Source organism: Ruania halotolerans, from assembly GCF_021049285.1.
GTDB lineage: Bacteria > Actinomycetota > Actinomycetes > Actinomycetales > Beutenbergiaceae > Ruania > Ruania halotolerans.
Genome location: NZ_CP088017.1, coordinates 169,028 through 185,392, shown reverse-complemented (window position 1 = coordinate 185,392; position 16,365 = coordinate 169,028). Strand labels below are relative to the sequence as shown.

Annotated in this window: 14 protein-coding genes; 4 read left to right on the top strand and 10 right to left on the bottom strand. The window is 65.7% G+C overall.

What is annotated here, in order from left to right; genetic code table 11:
* Positions 1–9: 9 nt before the first annotated feature.
* Positions 10–1,368, bottom strand: coding sequence for a glycoside hydrolase family 125 protein (locus tag LQF10_RS00895; RefSeq protein ID WP_231065632.1), 1,359 nt, complete (start codon positions 1,366–1,368; stop codon positions 10–12).
* Between the two features lie 274 nt (positions 1,369–1,642).
* Between LQF10_RS00895 and LQF10_RS00890 the strand changes: the two genes are divergently transcribed.
* The 3 genes from LQF10_RS00890 to LQF10_RS00880 are packed head-to-tail and all read left to right on the top strand — an operon-like array spanning position 1,643 to position 4,789.
* Complete coding sequence (locus LQF10_RS00890; RefSeq protein ID WP_231065631.1) at positions 1,643–2,941, top strand: ABC transporter substrate-binding protein; 1,299 nt, start codon at positions 1,643–1,645, stop codon at positions 2,939–2,941.
* Complete coding sequence (locus LQF10_RS00885; protein ID WP_231065630.1) at positions 2,941–3,900, top strand: carbohydrate ABC transporter permease; 960 nt, start codon at positions 2,941–2,943, stop codon at positions 3,898–3,900. The genes LQF10_RS00890 and LQF10_RS00885 overlap by 1 nt, the downstream gene beginning before the upstream one ends.
* Positions 3,893–4,789, top strand: a complete 897-nt coding sequence (locus LQF10_RS00880) for a carbohydrate ABC transporter permease (protein WP_231065629.1) — start codon at positions 3,893–3,895, stop codon at positions 4,787–4,789. Before LQF10_RS00885 ends, LQF10_RS00880 begins: the two co-directional genes overlap by 8 nt.
* 54 nt (positions 4,790–4,843) lie before the next feature.
* Here the strand turns inward: LQF10_RS00880 and soxR are convergent, their stop codons facing one another.
* Both soxR and LQF10_RS00870 read right to left on the bottom strand, forming a co-directional pair.
* A complete protein-coding gene (soxR, locus tag LQF10_RS00875; protein ID WP_231065628.1) occupies positions 4,844–5,284 on the bottom strand; it encodes a redox-sensitive transcriptional activator SoxR in 441 nt (146 codons plus the stop codon).
* Positions 5,285–5,332: 48 nt separating this feature from the next.
* Positions 5,333–6,769, bottom strand: a complete 1,437-nt coding sequence (locus LQF10_RS00870; RefSeq protein ID WP_231065627.1) for an MFS transporter — start codon at positions 6,767–6,769, stop codon at positions 5,333–5,335.
* 341 nt (positions 6,770–7,110) lie between these two features.
* Here LQF10_RS00870 and LQF10_RS00865 point away from each other — a divergent pair, with 341 nt between their 5' ends.
* Positions 7,111–8,424: a class I SAM-dependent methyltransferase gene (locus tag LQF10_RS00865; protein WP_231065626.1), complete on the top strand. Its 1,314-nt coding sequence runs from the start codon at positions 7,111–7,113 to the stop codon at positions 8,422–8,424.
* Positions 8,425–8,456: 32 nt separating this feature from the next.
* Here the strand turns inward: LQF10_RS00865 and nrdF are convergent, their stop codons facing one another.
* From nrdF to LQF10_RS00830, 7 genes are all read right to left on the bottom strand, one after another.
* Positions 8,457–9,431: a class 1b ribonucleoside-diphosphate reductase subunit beta gene (gene nrdF, locus LQF10_RS00860; RefSeq protein ID WP_231065625.1), complete on the bottom strand. Its 975-nt coding sequence runs from the start codon at positions 9,429–9,431 to the stop codon at positions 8,457–8,459.
* Positions 9,432–9,513: 82 nt separating this feature from the next.
* A complete protein-coding gene (gene nrdE, locus LQF10_RS00855) occupies positions 9,514–11,619 on the bottom strand; it encodes a class 1b ribonucleoside-diphosphate reductase subunit alpha (protein WP_231067396.1) in 2,106 nt (701 codons plus the stop codon).
* A gap of 32 nt (positions 11,620–11,651) precedes the next feature.
* On the bottom strand, positions 11,652–12,053 hold the full coding sequence (nrdI, locus tag LQF10_RS00850) for a class Ib ribonucleoside-diphosphate reductase assembly flavoprotein NrdI (RefSeq protein ID WP_231065624.1): 402 nt from the start codon (positions 12,051–12,053) through the stop codon (positions 11,652–11,654).
* A 95-nt stretch (positions 12,054–12,148) separates the two neighbouring features.
* Positions 12,149–12,406 (bottom strand): glutaredoxin-like protein NrdH, encoded by a 258-nt coding sequence (gene nrdH / locus LQF10_RS00845; protein ID WP_231065623.1) that lies wholly within the window; start codon positions 12,404–12,406, stop codon positions 12,149–12,151.
* A gap of 418 nt (positions 12,407–12,824) precedes the next feature.
* Positions 12,825–14,054, bottom strand: coding sequence for a CehA/McbA family metallohydrolase (locus tag LQF10_RS00840; RefSeq protein WP_231065622.1), 1,230 nt, complete (start codon positions 14,052–14,054; stop codon positions 12,825–12,827).
* A gap of 2 nt (positions 14,055–14,056) precedes the next feature.
* Complete coding sequence (locus LQF10_RS00835) at positions 14,057–14,884, bottom strand: ChbG/HpnK family deacetylase (protein WP_231065621.1); 828 nt, start codon at positions 14,882–14,884, stop codon at positions 14,057–14,059.
* Positions 14,881–16,242, bottom strand: coding sequence for an MFS transporter (locus LQF10_RS00830; RefSeq protein ID WP_231065620.1), 1,362 nt, complete (start codon positions 16,240–16,242; stop codon positions 14,881–14,883). The genes LQF10_RS00835 and LQF10_RS00830 overlap by 4 nt, the downstream gene beginning before the upstream one ends.
* Positions 16,243–16,365: the final 123 nt, after the last annotated feature.

Here is a 16,365-nt window from a genome sequence, read left to right as displayed (position 1 = left end):
GCCGCCTGTCTATCCGTTGACGGCGGACCGTTCCGCTCGCGTGGTGGTGCGGTCCGGTACGTGGTGCCCGAGCAGGTGCAGCACCAGCTCGCAGAACATCGAGTCCGCCCAGGAGAACCACTCCCGGGTGAACTGCCCGGGGTCATCCACGTGATAGGACTCGCTCATCCGCCCCCGGGCGCCCTGGGTGGCGACCAGCAGCTCCAGGCAGTGCAGCGCTTCCTCACGGTCGGGCGCCGTCAGGCCTCGTACGGCGGTGGCGATCGGCCACACGTAGCGGGGCGGGGTGTGTGGGCTGCCCACGCCGTCACCCGTGGCGCCGACGGCGTAGGTCGGGTTGGTCCGGCTGAGCACCAGATCACGGGTGGCCCGATAGGTGGGGTCGGCCGGGTCGATGCCACCGGTCAGCGGGAGCGAGAGCAGGCTGGGCATATTGGCATCGTCGGTGAGCAGCTGGTGCCCGAGCCCGTCCACCTCGTACGCCCAGACAGTGCCGTGGTCGCTCTGCCCCCGGGCGTGGGTGGCCACGGCGGCTTCGATCTCCTCGGCCAGGGTGCGGGCGTCGGCGGCCAGGCCGGCACGGGTGAGGCCGTCGACCGCCTCCTCACGAGCGTCCTCGGCGAGTTCGGCGAGCGCGCGCAGGGACGCGGCGGCGAACAGGTTGCCGGGCACGTTGTAGTGGTAGGTGCACGCATCGTCGCTGGGGCGAAAGGCGCTCCACGTCATCCCGGTCACTGCGACCGGTGAGCCCTGGCCGCCTCGGGTCAGGGTGTCCAGCGGTCCCGCGCCCGCCTCGGTGCGTTCGAAGGAGTAGTCCGATCGAGCGGTGTGATCCTGCTCGGTGCGGATCGTCTCGATCACCCTGCGGGCCGCCTCGGCGAAGGTCGCGTCCAGATGATCCCGGCGTCCGGTGGCCAGCCACAGCTGGTGCGCGAGCTGGATGGGGAAGGCGAGCGAATCCACCTCGTACTTGCGCTCCCAGGTCCACGGTGTCATGGCCGTCTGGTCCCCCTGATGCCCGGCGCCGGTGGGACCGTTGTTGAAGGCGTTCGCATACGGATCGCGCACCAGCTGATCCCACTGACGCCGCACGATCGCGGCAACCAGGTCGGCGAGGCCGTCATCGAGATGGGCCAACGCCACGTAGGGGCGCATCTGGGCAGCGGAGTCCCGCAGCCACATGGCGGGGATGTCGCCGGTGAGCACGAACGCAGTGCCGTCCTCAGCGAGCACGACGGCGTCGCTGAGGGTGCGCCGCATTGCCTCGCCGAACATGATCGCAGCGGTGTGGCCGAGTTGGTCGCGAGCCGCAGCGACCAGCGAATCGAGCAGCACCGGATCGATCTGATTCCGGAGCGGATGCGGCATGGGATCTCCTCGGCTCGACCTGGCAACGCATTAGATATATCGAATAGTTTCAAAGACGTCAAGGGTAGGTGCGCGCTGAGACGCTGCGGTCCGGCCGAACGTCGTCACTGCGCGATCCCGGCAGGGCCTGAGGTGACCAGGCCAAGGCGACAAGGGCGGCCGTTACGCCAGCCAAGGCAATACTTGGCAACTGCCCGCGCAGATGCCGTGGACCCCGGTTATGGTCACCGTGTGCCGCCCGGCATGCGACTTTCGACGATGAAAGGAGACGGTGATGGAGCTCAGCCGTCGACACATTTTGGCTATGGGCGCCCTGGGCGCTACCGGGGCCACCCTCGCTGGTTGCCGCCGCGGAGGTGGCAACGAAGGAGGCTCGGGTGAGCCCGGCGCTTCGGGGACCCTGCAGTTCACCTGGTGGGGCAACGAAGTGCGCAATGCGAACACCACGGAAGCACTCGACGCGTACATGGAGGAGAACTCCGGCGTCACCGTCGAACCGCAGCCGGGGGAGTGGGCCAGCTACTGGGACCGCCTCGCGACCCAGACCGCCGGCGGCACAGCTCCTGACATCATCCAGATGGATATGGCCTACATCAGCGAGTACGGCCAGCGTGGGGCGCTGCTGGATCTGGCCGAGTACGGGGCAGACACCGAGAACTTCATCGAAGGAACCGTCGGCTCCGGGATCATCGAGGACACGCTCTACGGCGTCAACGCGGGGATCAACACACCCACCGTGATGATCAATCCGGAGATCTTCGAGGCAGCAGGGGTCGATATTCCCGATGACACCACCTGGACCTGGGAGGACTGGCACGACATCGCCGTCGCCATCTCGGACAGTGGCGAGGCCATCGGCAGTTCCGCGATCATCAGCAACGACGCCATGTTCAGCGCCTGGCTGCGCCAGCAGGGCAAGGAGTTGTTCGTCGAGGGCAACCAGATCGGCTTCACCGTTGATGACGCACGCGCGTGGTTCGGGATGCAGCAACAGTGGTCTGACGACGGTGCTATCCCGAGCGCCTCGCAGATCGAGGAGGACTCCAGCAAGCCCCTGGACCAGCAGGACTTCATCGTCGGCCGCACCGCGATGTCAATGATCTGGTCGAACCAGCTCGAGGCCGTGGAGACATCGGGCGGCAGTGAGCGCCAGCTCCTGCGCTTCCCGAGCATCGATGGCAGCGCCGCCCAGCGGATGGCCTGGTACAAGGCGTCCATGCTGTGGTCGGCCTCGGCCACCACCGAGGATCCGGAGGGTGCGGTAGCGCTGATCAACTGGTGGATGAACTCCATGACGGCAGCTGAGATCGAATTGGCCGAGCGGGGCATTCCGCCGAACGGCGAGATCTCTGCGGCCATCCGCCCGAACCTCTCCGGTGCCCAGCAGCGCGTCTCGGAGTTCATCGAGGCCATCGAGCCCGAGCTCGCCGACACGCCGATCGCGCCACCCCCCGGAGGTGGCCAGTTCGGAACGATCATGGCCCGGCACGGGAACGACATGCTGTTCGGGAACGCTTCCGCAGCCGATGCCGCACAGCAATTCGTCGACGAACTCACGGCAGCCCTGGCCTGATGAGTGCGATTTCTGAGCTGTCCAAGCTGGGTGGGGGCCGTAAGGCTCTCACTCCGCAGGAGCGGGCGGCGCGGCGTAAGGAGAATGGGCGCGATAACAGGGCTGGGTACCTGTTCTTGTTGCCGTGGCTGGTGGGGTTGTTCGTTTTCACCCTGGGGCCGATGTTGGCGTCGTTGTATTTGTCCTTGACTGATTACGCGTTGCTGCAGCCGCCGAATTTCCTGGGCTTGGATAACTGGCAGGCGATGGTGACCGATTCGCGGTTGCATCAGTCGTTGAAGGTCACGTTCATCTACGTGTTCGTGGGTGTGCCGTTGCAGTTGGCGCTGGCTCTGGGTGTGGCGATGCTGCTCGATAAGGGCATGCGCGGGCTGGCGTTCTACCGGTCGGTGTTCTATCTGCCCTCGATGCTGGGCTCCTCGGTCGCGATCGCGTTGCTGTGGCGCCAGATCTTCGGCACCACCGGCCTGGTGAACCAGATCCTGCAGCTGCTGGGTGTGGAGGCGAACACCGGATACGTCTCGGATCCCGATACCGCGTTGTGGACGCTGATCCTGTTGAACGTGTGGACCTTCGGTTCCCCGATGGTGATCTTCCTCGCCGGGCTGCGTCAGATCCCGGTGATGTACTACGAGGCCTCGTCCCTGGACGGGGCCGGACGCTGGCGCAAGTTCACCCAGATCACGATGCCGCTGCTATCGCCGATCGTGTTCTTCAACCTGGTCCTGCAGATCATCAACGCGTTCCAGTCCTTTACCCAGGCGTTCGTGGTCTCCAACGGCACCGGCGGACCTTCGGACTCGACCCTGTTCTACACCCTCTACCTCTACGAACAGGGCTTCACCCGGTTCAACATGGGATACGCCTCCGCGATGGGATGGCTGCTACTGCTGATCATCGCCACCTTCACCGCGATCAACTTCTTCGCCTCCAAATACTGGGTGTTCTACGATGACTGAGACCCGCACGCACATCTCCGGCGGTATCGACACCGCAACGTCCAAACGCGAGGGCGGGCCCGCCACCCTGGCACGCAGTCTGGGTAAGCACGCAGTGCTGATCGGCGCGACCCTGCTGATGATCTACCCACTGCTATGGATGATCGTCAGCTCCCTGCGCCCCACCGAGGTCATCTTCCGCACCCCCGGGCTATGGGTTAACGAGCTCTACCTGGAGAACTACACCGAAGGCTGGTTCGCCCTAGCCCACCCCTTCGACTACTACCTGGTCAACTCCGCCATCGTCGTCGGTGGAGCGATCCTGGGGAACCTGATCTCCTGCTCCCTCGCCGCCTACGCCTTCGCCCGACTGAAATTCCGCGGACGCGGCATCTGGTTCGCGATCATGCTCATGACGATCATGCTGCCCTTCCACGTCGTCGTGGTCCCCCAGTACATCCTGTTCAACAGCTTCGACATGGTGAACACATTCCTGCCCCTGGTCCTACCAAAATTCCTCGCCACCGACGCATTCTTCGTCTTCCTCATGGTCCAGTTCATCCGCGGCATCCCCAAAGACCTCGACGAAGCAGCCCGCATCGACGGCGCCGGCCACCCACGCATCTTCGGTCAAGTCCTCATCCCCCTGATGATCCCCGCACTAGCAACCACAGCCATCTTCACCTTCATCTGGATGTGGAGCGACTTCTTCACCTCCCTGATCTACCTCACCTCCCCCGACATGTACACCGTCCCCGTCGCCCTGAAATCCTTCCTCGACGCCACCTCCGGCTCCAACTGGGGAGCCATGTTCGCCATGTCCATCGTCTCCCTGATCCCCATGTTCCTCGCCTTCATGCTCGGACAGAAATACCTCGTCAAAGGCATCGCCACCACCGGAGGCAAATAGTCTGCGGTCAGGGCCGGACAGCGTGCTGGGACGAAGCGACGGGCCGAGAACACCTCAGATGCGACGTGGCCCCGGCCCGTCGCCGCCCAGCGCATCGTCGGGATTGAGCAACCGGCAGGCCTTGAGCGACAGGCAGCCGCAGCCAATGCATCCCGTGAGTTCACGCTGGAGGCGGTCGAGTTGAGTGCGCCGTGCCTCCAGCTCCGCACGCCACACCTGAGCGACCCGCCGCCAGTCACGCTGTGATGGCGGGTCATCGAGCGGCAGTCCCTGGAAGACCTCCTGCACATCGCTCAGCGGGATGCCGAGCCGCTTCGCGACCACGACCAATGAAATGCGCCGAAGCATGTGCCGTCGGTACCGGCGCTGATTGCCTGCGGTGCGTGTGGAAGCGATGAGGCCCAGCTGCTCGTAGAAGTGCAGGGCAGATGCCGGCACGCCGGTTCGCCGTGTCACCTCACCGATCGCGAGCAGGTCATCCGGCTCTAACGACATCTCCGCCTCTCCCTTGACCTCACGATGACTCGAGGCAGTGGTCGCGGCTCATGCCGTCACCCGCTCGTCGGCGTCGGTCGAGGGTCGGGTTCCGATGCCCTGGCTCGCGCCGCGCGCGATGAAGATCCCGAATGCGGTGATACCGGCGAACACGAACAGCAGAAGCTGGGCGGATCCGACGTAGTCGGGTGTGGCGATGTTGACCAGAACGCCGGCGAGTGCGGCGCTGAAGGCACTTGCGATGATGAACACGGTGTTCACTGCCGCGGCGGCTTTGGCGCCCTCCTCCTCATCGGTCGTGCTGCCGAGAGCCGCGACGGTGAGGTGTGGGAATCCGAACCCGATGCCGGCACCGGCCACGAACAGCGTGATGAACCAGAGCACGATGACCAGGGTTGAGGGTCCTTCGTGCTGGAGCAGGCCGTAGGCGGCGAGTCCGAGCGCGACGACGAGCGGCCCGGCAGCGGTCAGGATGCGACGAGAGCGGATGCCGGTGGCGTTGGCGGTGAAGATCTGCGTCAAGGACCACCCCAACGACAGCGCCGCTCCGAGCAGGCCGGCGACGAATGGGATCAGACCGCCGACCTCTTGGCCGAACAGCGGGATGAACGCCTCGGTGCCGATCGCGAAAGCCAGCACCGCGACGGTCAGGTAGACCCACCCGAGCGAAGACCCGCTGGCGAACGTCACCCGCGGCAGGATGCCGTTGCCGCCCCGGCGCTCGTGACGGACGAACCAGGCACACAGACCGACACCGACGACGAGGGCCGTCACGGTGCCCGCGCCGCTCGGCACGACGCTCGCGATACCTACGGCGCCCACACCGCCCGCGAGCACCCCCAACGAGGTCCACGGCACCGGATCGCTCGACCGACCCCGCGCCGTGCGCGGAAGAGCCCGAACCGCGACGACGCCGATCAGCGCCGTCACGACAGCAAGTGCGACGAACGCGAGCCGCCACGCCTCAAGCTGCGCGAACAGGCCCCCGACGACCGGGCCCACGATATTGCCCACACCCCACATCGCGGACATCAACGCCGCACCCCGCGCCCACAGCCGCTCCGGTAGGGCCCGCTGGATCAGCGCATACCCGAGTCCCGCGAGCAGACCACCACCGAGACCCTGCACCGCGCGTCCGAACAACAACGCCGACATCCATGGACTCGCCGCGCACAGCAACGACCCCACCGCGAACAACCCGAGCGCCAGCACGTACGCGCGCACGGCCCCATGCCGAGTCAGAATCCTGCTCACCAGCATTGCGCTCACCACTGACGCCAGCAGGAACGTCATCATCGTCCACGCGTAGAACTCCGCACCGCCGATCTCCCCCACGATCGTCGGCAGGAGGCTGGTGGTGAGGTACACATTGCTCGCCTCCAACAGCACACCACCAGCGAGTACCGAGGCAATCGGTGCATAACGGCTGCCGAGCAGTTCACGCCAACTGCCGTCGAGAGCAGCGCGTTCGGGCTTCAGAGTCATGGGGTCGTCTTTCGGTGCGTATGACAGAGCGGATCGTGTCCGCGCCACCAGAGTTGGCGGCCTGTCCGAAAGTAGGACCTCAAGTTATCTTGAGGTCAAGCGGAAGGTATCGACGATCACGCATGCACCCGTGAGACGGTGCGGGCAGGAGTACCGACCTCGGCACCTATCCAGCCCGGCTCACGCAGTTCGACGACAAGGTCGGCGAACGCCGCAACCGTCGATGGCGCTGTGATTCTCCTGATCTCAGGATTGAGCACGAGGTCAGCCCGAGGACGACGAAGCCGGTGTCCGGGCGGACGCCAGCGGATGCACGGTCGAGGTGCCCTAGTGTGGACGGTATGGCGTCGACGGTCCGCGAAACGTTCGACGCGTTCGCCCCACGCATGCGACGGCGGCCGGATGTCGAGGCGCACGATCTGGTGGCGGCCGACGCAAGCGACCGGCTGATTCTGGAATCGGCCGGCCTCGATCCTGCTCGCGAGATGCGCACGTCTCCCGCACTCGAACGTCCGCAACGGCAAGAGTCCACGACACCTGCGCACGTCGCGAGCGTGGTCGTGGTGGGGGATCGGTATGGTGCGCTCGCGCTGCCGCTAGCTGCCGCGGGCTTCCGGGTGCAGGTGCATCAGGACGCCCTCACCGGAGAACGGGCGGCGCGGCTGAACGCGGTTGCCGTCGGGCTGGCGCAGGCGTCGGACGTCGACAGCATCGTGGTGCCAGGGGCGAGCTGGCACCAGCTGGACGGCGACCTGTTCGCGGGCGCGACGCTCGTGCTGATCCAACTACCGCGGTCGCTCGGCGCACTCGACGAGATCGCGGGCCTCATTGCGGACCACGCCGACCCGGCGGTTCGCGTCGTTGCGGGCGGGCGAGTGAAGCACATGACGCCCGCGATGAACGGTGTGCTGGCCAGGCATTTCGGCACGGTCACGGCCGACCGGGGCGTCGGCAAGTCGCGGGTACTGCGTGCATCGGACCCTCAAGCCCGCGTACGCCCCACCACCGAACGGCCGGGCACGAGCGGAACCTCCGATCGCCCCGGCGCGCCGGCCTGGCCGCGTGCGGAACGCGACGAAGCGACAGGACTGACGATCTGCGCACACGGCGCCGCGTTCGCAGGCGCGGGCGTCGACATCGGCACGCGTCTGCTGCTCAGCGTGCTCGACCAGGCGCCGGACGCGTCACAGGTGATCGACCTGGGGTGCGGCACGGGCGTCCTCGCGGTGTCGTACGCACTGGCGCACCCAGATGCGCGGGTGATCGCCACCGACCACTCCGCCGCTGCCATCGCCTCGGCAACCGCGACGGCCATGGCCAACGGAGTGGCCGCAGCGAGCGGATCGATTCCGCACTCAGCTCTCGGCGGGCGGTCCGGCGTCACCGTGGTCCGAGACGACGCACTCGGCTCCCAGCCCGCCGCGTCGGCCGACCTGATTCTGCTCAATCCGCCGTTCCACTCCGGCGCTGCCGTCACCGCTCGGATCGCACCACGCCTGTTCGCCGACGCGGCCCGCGTGCTGCGACCCGGTGGCGAGCTGTGGTGCGTGTGGAACTCGCACCTGCGCTACCGGCCGCAACTGGAGGCGCTCGTCGGCACCACGCGACAGATCGTGCGTAATCCGAAGTTCACCGTCACGGCTTCCGTGCGGTAACAGACGGCGCACAACACCGGGATCTCACTGGATCAGAAGTCCCAGTCCTCGTCCTCGGTGTTAACCGCCTTACCGATCACGTAGGACGAGCCGGACCCGGAGAAGAAGTCGTGGTTCTCGTCGGCGTTCGGGGAGAGTGAGGACAGGATCGCCGGGTTCACCGCGGTGGCTTCCTTGGGGAACATTCCCTCGTAGCCGAGGTTCATCAGCGCCTTGTTCGCGTTGTAGCGCAGGAACGCTTTGACGTCTTCGGTGAGGCCGAGCGGGTCGTAGAGCGCCTCGGTGTAGTCCTCTTCGTTGTCGTAGAGCTCGAAGAGCAACTCGAAGGTGTAGTCCTTGAGCTCTTGGCGCCGCTGCGGCGTCTCCAACTCCAGGCCCTTCTGGTACTTGTAGCCGATGTAGTACCCGTGCACCGCCTCGTCCCGGATGATCAGCCGGATCAGGTCCGCGGTGTTGGTCAACTTGGCGCGTGAGGACCAGTACATCGGTGCGTAGAAGCCCGAGTAGAACAGGAAGGATTCGAGCATCGTGGAGGCGACCTTGCGCTTGAGCGGGTCGTCGCCGCGGTAGTACTGCAGCACGATTTCAGCCTTGCGCTGCAGGCTCTCGTTCTCCTCGGTCCAGCGGAACGCCTCATCGATCTCGGCCGTGGAGATGAGCGTGGAGAAGATCGAGGAGTAGCTCTTCGCGTGCACCGACTCCATGAACGCGATGTTCGTGTAGACGGCCTCCTCGTGCGGAGTCAGCGCGTCCGGGATCAGCGAGACCGCACCCACGGTCCCCTGGATGGTGTCCAGCATGGTCAGCCCGGTGAACACCCGTGTGGTCATCAGCTGCTCGGCCTCGGTGAGCGTGTGCCAGGACTGGATGTCGTTGGACAGCGGCACCTTCTCCGGCAACCAGAAGTTGTTCACGAGGCGGTTCCACACCTCAACGTCCTTCTCGTCCTGGATCCGGTTCCAGTTGATGGCCGACACTCTGCTGACGAGCTTGAGCTTCTCTGACACGGGTGCTGCTCCTTGGTTCACGCGACGAGTGGGTGATGCACGAGGTGACGGTCTCACGCGTGGTGCGCGCCGCCGTCGTCAGCTACAGCATGCAGCTGACGCAACCTTCCACCTCAGTCCCCTCCAGCGCGAGCTGACGGAGCCGGATGTAGTAGAGCGTCTTGATGCCCTTCTTCCAGGCGTAGATCTGCGCCTTATTCACCTCACGCGTGGTCACCGTGTCCTTGAAGAAGAGCGTCAGACTGAGCCCCTGGTCCACGTGCTGGGTGGCCGCGGCGTAGGTGTCGATGACCTTCTCGTAGCCGATCTCGTAGGCGTCCTGGAAGTACTCGAGGTTGTCGTTCGTCAGGAAGGGCGCCGGGTAGTAGACCCGCCCGATCTTGCCTTCCTTGCGGATCTCGATCTTCGAGGCCACCGGGTGGATCGAGGAGGTGGAGTTGTTGATGTAGGAGATCGAGCCGGTCGGCGGAACGGCCTGCAGGTTCTGGTTGTAGATGCCGTGCTCCTGCACCGACGCCTTCAGCGCCACCCAGTCCGCACGCGTGGGCAGGCGCACGCCGGCCTCGTCGAACAGCTGGCGCACCCGCTCGGTGGCCGGCTCCCAGGTCTCATTGAGGTACTTGTCGAAGAACGCCCCAGAGGCATAGGTGGAGTTCTCGAAACCCTTGAACGCTTTCCCGCGCTCGATGGCCAGCTTGTTCGACTCCGTCAGCGCGTGGAAGAGCACCGTGTAGAAGTACATGTTCGTGAAGTCCACGCCCTCGTCGGACCCGTAGTGGATCCGCTCCCGGGCGAGGTAGCCATGCAGGTTCATCTGCCCGAGGCCGATGGCGTGGGAGTCGTTGTTGCCCTGCTCGATCGAGGGGACGGACCAGATGTGGGTCTGGTCCGAGACCGCCGTCAGCGCCCGGATCGCCGTACCCACCGTCTTGCCCAGGTCCGGTGAGTCCATCGAGAGCGCAATGTTCATCGAGCCCAGGTTGCAGGAGATGTCCTTGCCCACGTGGTTGTAGGAGAGGTCGTCGTTGTAGGTCGACGCCGTAGAGACCTGCAGGATCTCCGAGCACAGGTTCGAGTGGGTGATCTTGCCGGCGATCGGGTTCGCCCGGTTCACCGTGTCCTCGAACATCACGTACGGGTAACCCGACTCGAACTGGATCTCGGCGAGGGTCTGGAAGAACTCGCGCGCGTTGATCTTCTTCTTCTTGATCCGACCGTCGTTGACCATCTCGCGATAGTGCTCGGAGACGTTCACCTCGGCGAACGGCTTGCCGTACACGCGCTCGACGTCATACGGGGAGAACAGGTACATGTCCTCGTCGTTCTTCGCCAGCTCGAAGGTGATGTCCGGGATCACCACTCCCAGGGAGAGGGTCTTGATCCGGATCTTCTCGTCCGCGTTCTCCCGCTTGGTGTCCAGGAACCGCAGGATGTCCGGGTGGTGAGCGTGCAGGTAGACGGCGCCGGCACCCTGGCGTGCTCCGAGCTGATTGGCGTAGGAGAAGGAGTCCTCGAGCAGCTTCATCACCGGGATCACCCCGGAGGACTGGTTCTCGATCTTCTTGATCGGCGCACCGTGCTCACGGATGTTGCTCAGCAGGAGCGCCACCCCACCACCGCGCTTGGACAGCTGCAGGGCGGAGTTGATCGCCCGCGCGATCGACTCCATGTTGTCCTCGATACGCAGCAGGAAGCAGGAGACCGGCTCACCGCGCTGCTTCTTGCCCGAGTTCAGGAACGTGGGGGTGGCCGGCTGGAACCGCCCGGCGATGATCTCGTCCACCATCTCGATGGCAAAGCTCTCGTCACCATCGGCCAGGGTGAGTGCGACCATCGCGACCCGGTCCTCGAAGCGCTCGAGATAGCGCTTGCCGTCGAAGGTCTTCAGCGTGTACGAGGTGTAGTACTTGAACGCGCCGAGGAAGGTCTGGAACCGGAACTTCTTCGCGTAGGCGTGATCGAAGAGCTGCTGCACGAACTCGCGCGAGTACTTCTCGAGCACCTCGGTCTCGTAGTAGCCGTGCTCAACGAGATAGTCCAGCTTCTCCGCGAGGTTGTGGAAGAAGACCGTGTTCTGGTTGACGTGCTGCAGGAAGTACTGCCGCGCCGCCTCGCGATCCTTGGAGAACTGGATCTCCCCGTTCGGACCATAGAGATTCAACATCGCGTTGAGCCCGTGGTAGTCCATCCCGGGTGCGTCGATCTCGGTCGCGTCCTCAGTCACTGTTGCAGCCAAAACTGTCCCAATCCCTCGCGGACGCGCACGACGTCCTCAGTGGTTCCTAGTAGTTCGAAGTTGTAGAGGTGGGGCACCTGGCACTTGCGGGCCACGATGTTCCCGGCGAGGCAGTAGCCGGAACCGAAGTTCGTGTTCCCTGCTGCCACCACCCCGCGGATCAGCGAGCGGTTCTTCTCATCGTTGAGGAACCGGATCACCTGCTTGGGTACTGCACCGCGTCCGTTCCCACTGCCGTAGGTGGGGGTGAACAGCACGTACGGCTCTTTCACGTGCAGCGCGTCGTCCCCGGCGCGCAGCGGGATCCGCCTCGCCGGGAGATCGAGCCGGTCGATGAACCGGCGCGTGTTCTCCGACGTGGAGGAGAAGTACACGATGCCCGTCACTTCTGTGACACTCCCACTGGCTGGTGCGTGTGGTTCGGCGAAGGTTTCGATGGTGGCCGAGTGTTGCTCTCGGCCATCGTCATCTGCTCAAGCGGTCAGGCAAGTGCAGCGGAGGTCTGCGAGACCGCAGCGGCTGCGAGCGCTTTGATCTTGTCCGGGCGGAAGCCGGACCAGTGGTCCCCACCGGCGAACACCACGGGTGCCTGCTGGTAGCCCAGGGCCTTCACCGACTCCAGGGCCTCGGCATCGGTGGAGATGTCCACCACCTCGTAATCGAGACCGTGCTTCTTGAGCGCCCGGTACGTGGCGTCGCACTGCACACATGCCGGCTTGCTGAAGACGGTGATGGTCATGATTGGCGTCCCTTCCTCTTCCTTCAATTCTGTGCTCGTTCATGGCGGAGCCCCCGGACTTCCCGCCGTGTAACTACATCCGTGTCATTCGTCGGAGCCGCTGCGTCGGCCTCGACGTTGTGCGACTAGGAAGACACTACACCTAGTGGTGCCACTTGCGGCAGACCCCTAGAGGTTGTGTTGGCGTGTCGGATCACATGCGTGTCATCCACAGGTGAACGGCGTGTTGTTGTGGACTTCTGGGTCCGATCTGTGTACAGCCTGGGGACCACGCTGTGGGCAATCCACGGCCACGCGCACTTGTCCACAGCGCAGGCTGTCGTCGTCCACACCACGACGGCGGAGCACATGTCCAGCAGGTAACGAATCCCCCGGTCCGTGCACACCCGGGTGGGTTGCGCACAGCCCTGGGTAGCCCTCACGGACTGAGTGCGAGGAGCCGGCGCTCTGGATCCGTGAGACGGTACGGCGGCCGGCCGGCACGGTCCAGCGGGATGCGAGCCCGTGGGCTGGTGACCAGCTGGGCACGGCCGTCAACATCGGTGAGAACGGCTCCCTCGGCACCAAGGGCAACCAGTTCATCGCCGACTCGGAGCAGCACCGCCGAATCGGGGCCGGGGTGAGAGATCGCGGTGCGGCCGGCGGCGATGGCCGCCATGATCGCCGCGGGATCTGGTGATTCTGCCGCAACCCAGGTGGTCGGCGTCCCTGGAAGGTAGCCGTGATCGGGGTTGTGATAGTCGCTCCCCCCGAGCAGGACGGCGTCCGGTCGCCACTGCGGCCACAATCCCCATGGTTCGGTGGACCGCAGATCCCGGAACCAGGTGATGTGCCACAACTCGAGGGCCTGCGGAAGTGCGGCAAGCCGGTGCTGCCACGCCCATTCGCCTTCGAGTGGGTGATTGATGCTCACCAGGCCACCGCGGTCCTGGGCGTCGGCGATCCAGTCGGCGGCAGGCCGGCGGAAGTCGATCCATCCGACATCGCCGAAGACGTTCGCGTGCCCACGAGCGGTGGTCACCTCTTGCCCGGGCAGCAAGGTGATGCCGAGCGCACCACCGACGGCGGGGAGCAGCCCATGATGGGACACGGTGTTGTGATCGGTCACGGCCAGGAAGTCCAACCCCGCGGTGACGGCGAGCGCAGCGAGCTCGGCCAGGGACTGCTCACCGTCGGAGTGCGTGCTGTGTGCATGCAGGTCCCCTGCGTACCAGGTCAGGCCGGGCTCGGCGGGAAGGCGGCGGGTGCTCCCGCGGGGCGCTGCCTCGCGGGGTGGCAGCGGAGCAGGTTCGGGTTCGACCCGCGACTGCGCCGGACTGATCACCGTGACCGTGACCTCGATGGGGTCGGCCGGGAGTCGATAGAGGCCGAGCTGAACTGACCACTGCCCTGTCTCGAGTTCTCCGGGCAGGTATCCCGGTGTGGCCGCGGTAGGTCCGATCACCAACCGATCGCGTGCCCCACCGGACCAGCCACGCCAGCCCGCGGGCCCTTCGCAGCCCAGGTCGATGACGGCGGCATCGGTGTCATAGGCCAGCCGCACCTCCACGCTCTCGGCCCCCGGGGGCAGATCGAAAGGAATGGTGGGATAGGGCGTCTGGAGAAGATCAGCGAGACCGAGCCGGAGGCGATGAACGGTGCGAGCCACAACTACCAGCCTGCCACGAGGGTGATCTCTTCGGTACGGATCGCCTCCCGGAACGTCTCATCGTGCAGCAACCTCGCCTCCCAGCGCCGCGTGTCCTCCGGACGCTGCTCGGCGGAGGGACCGGTGGGGTGCAGGAAGAGTTCGCTGATGCCTTCGGGCAGGGCCGCGAGCTGGGTGAGCATCGCCTGCCGGAAGGCGGTGTATGAACCCCACTCGGGGCGGGCGCGATGGTTGGTGATCATCGTCTGCGGGATCCGTACGCCGAGTTCGTCGGCGAGTGCGATGGCCCTGGCATGAGCGCTGCGTAGCGGCTCGGGCGCCGGTCCGCCGAGGTAGGGCACCAGATCGCGGGGAAGCCGGAAAGCCAGACCGTGCCGGGCGCACCACCGCAGCGCCGGTTCCAGCCATGAGCGACCGTGCAGGCCGTAGAGGGTCCCGGCGTGGGAATCGGCTGCGGTGATGTACAACCCCTGGCCGCGGGACCAGGCCAACTGCGCCTCCAGTTCGGCGATGACCTCGCCCGTCTCGCCGCTCGCGCCGAGCCGGTGCGGGTCCCTCATCAGCGTGCCGCCGGAACCGACCAGGCTGGGGGCGTGCGTACCGGTGAGTGGGCGCCAGGGCAGCAGATCGTGCTCACTGGTCAGGGTCAGGTGCAGGCGTGTGGTGACGGCGGTGCGGCGGATCTGAGCGGCCGCCTCGCTCGCCCGCGGGGCCACCGGGATCAGGGTGGTGGCGGTGATGAGCGAGGTGCTCGCCAGATCAACGATCTCGCGCGAGGTCTCGTCATCGCGTCCGAGGTCATCGGCAGTGAGGACCAGGCACCGGGTCACTGCGGCGTTCCCGCCTCGGGGATCCGGATGAAGCGAGACGCGATGGCGCCGATCACCGCCAGTGCGAACGGGTACACGGTGAGGTAGATCCGGAACGCAAGGCCTGGATCGTTGCCCGGGTCGTCTCCTGAGTTGTAACCGAAGAAGACGCCGAGCGAGGCGAGCGCGAGCCCGGTGACCACACCGTTGAGGCGGCCGAAGAACCCGAAGGCTGAGAGGAACAGGCCCTCCCGATGCTCACCATGGCGGGCGGCATCGCCGTCAAGCACACGCGCGACGATCAGATCGTTGGTGGCCAGCATGCCTGACCAGCCGAGGCCGAGCACGACCCCGGCGAGGATGCCCGTCACCAGGTCCGCGGCGAAGAAGAGGGCGACGAAACCGGCGGCCAGCACGGTGAAGGCGATCCGCCACATCCGCGGGGCGCCGAACCTGGCCACCAGCCTTGTCCACCCGAGCAGCGCGAGGGCGGTCACGCCGATCACCGCTCCTTGCAGGTAGAGCGCGTTGGCCACCGGCAGGCCGAGGCTGTACCGGACGTAGAGCTGCACACCGCTGAGCACCAGGGCCATCGCGATCCCGTAGCAGGCCCCCACGAGGCCCACCTGCCAGAACAACGGGTTACGCACCACCGAAGCGATCGCAGGGAGGAACCGTGGCCGCTGCCGCGTGGAATAGCGTGGGTTCTCCCGGACCGAGAGCGCCATGAAGGTGATCGCCAGCACAGCGATCGCGCCGTAGATGAGGGCCGTAGTGGTGAATCCCCCGGTCGTGGTCTCGGTGCCGAACACCTGGGTGGTGAGCAGCGGCGTCACAGCGAGAGAGATCACCAGCGCCACGAGTTGAAAGCCCTGCCGCAGCGAGTTGGCCACCGCGCGGCGCCGTTCCGCCGGGAAGAGTTCCGGCAGCAACGCCCCGTAGTTGGCGTTCAGCATCGAGTCGAACGCCTCGCAGCCGATGGCGAACACCGCGAACCACAGCACCAGCCCGACACCCTCGAGCGAGTCGGGAGCGGAGAAGAACGCCACCATGCAGGCGGCCAGCAGGGGCGCCCCGACCAGCAACCAGGGACGCCGCCGGCCGAACCGGGTGCGGGTGCGGTCGGAGAGATACCCGAGCACCGGATTGTCGATGGCATCGATGATCGCGTAGATGACCATGACGATCCCGTACGCCCGCACGTCGAGTCCGAGGATGTCGACGTAGTACAGGATCATCGATCCCTTGATCAGGTTGATCGGGATCGACGTGCCGAACATGCCGATGGCGTAGCGCCACGGCGGGGTCGGCCGCACCGTGGTGCCAGCAGCAGCACGATCAGCAACGTCACCGGCCGGAGGAACCTCTGCGGGTCTCACACAGGCATTCAAGGGCACATCGCACTGACCGGGCAAGGGGGCGTCGTCAGGAGCCCGCGTCGAGCGCAAAGTTCTGCGGCTTCTATTCGAGAAAGGCCGTAGAACTTTGCGTTCGGCAGTGGC

What these genes read in the sequence shown, in the direction of transcription:
- LQF10_RS00895 (WP_231065632.1), bottom strand. Translation starts at nt 1,368, where the DNA reads ATGCCGCATCCGCTCCGGAATCAGATCGATCCGGTGCTGCTCGATTCG.
- nrdE (WP_231067396.1), bottom strand. Translation starts at nt 11,619, where the DNA reads ATGGACTACCACGGGCTCAACGCGATGTTGAATCTCTATGGTCCGAAC.
- LQF10_RS00865 (WP_231065626.1), top strand. Translation starts at nt 7,111, where the DNA reads ATGGCGTCGACGGTCCGCGAAACGTTCGACGCGTTCGCCCCACGCATG.
- LQF10_RS00870 (WP_231065627.1), bottom strand. Translation starts at nt 6,769, where the DNA reads ATGACTCTGAAGCCCGAACGCGCTGCTCTCGACGGCAGTTGGCGTGAA.
- soxR (WP_231065628.1), bottom strand. Translation starts at nt 5,284, where the DNA reads ATGTCGTTAGAGCCGGATGACCTGCTCGCGATCGGTGAGGTGACACGG.
- LQF10_RS00885 (WP_231065630.1), top strand. Translation starts at nt 2,941, where the DNA reads ATGAGTGCGATTTCTGAGCTGTCCAAGCTGGGTGGGGGCCGTAAGGCT.
- LQF10_RS00890 (WP_231065631.1), top strand. Translation starts at nt 1,643, where the DNA reads ATGGAGCTCAGCCGTCGACACATTTTGGCTATGGGCGCCCTGGGCGCT.
- LQF10_RS00880 (WP_231065629.1), top strand. Translation starts at nt 3,893, where the DNA reads ATGACTGAGACCCGCACGCACATCTCCGGCGGTATCGACACCGCAACG.
- nrdH (WP_231065623.1), bottom strand. Translation starts at nt 12,406, where the DNA reads ATGACCATCACCGTCTTCAGCAAGCCGGCATGTGTGCAGTGCGACGCC.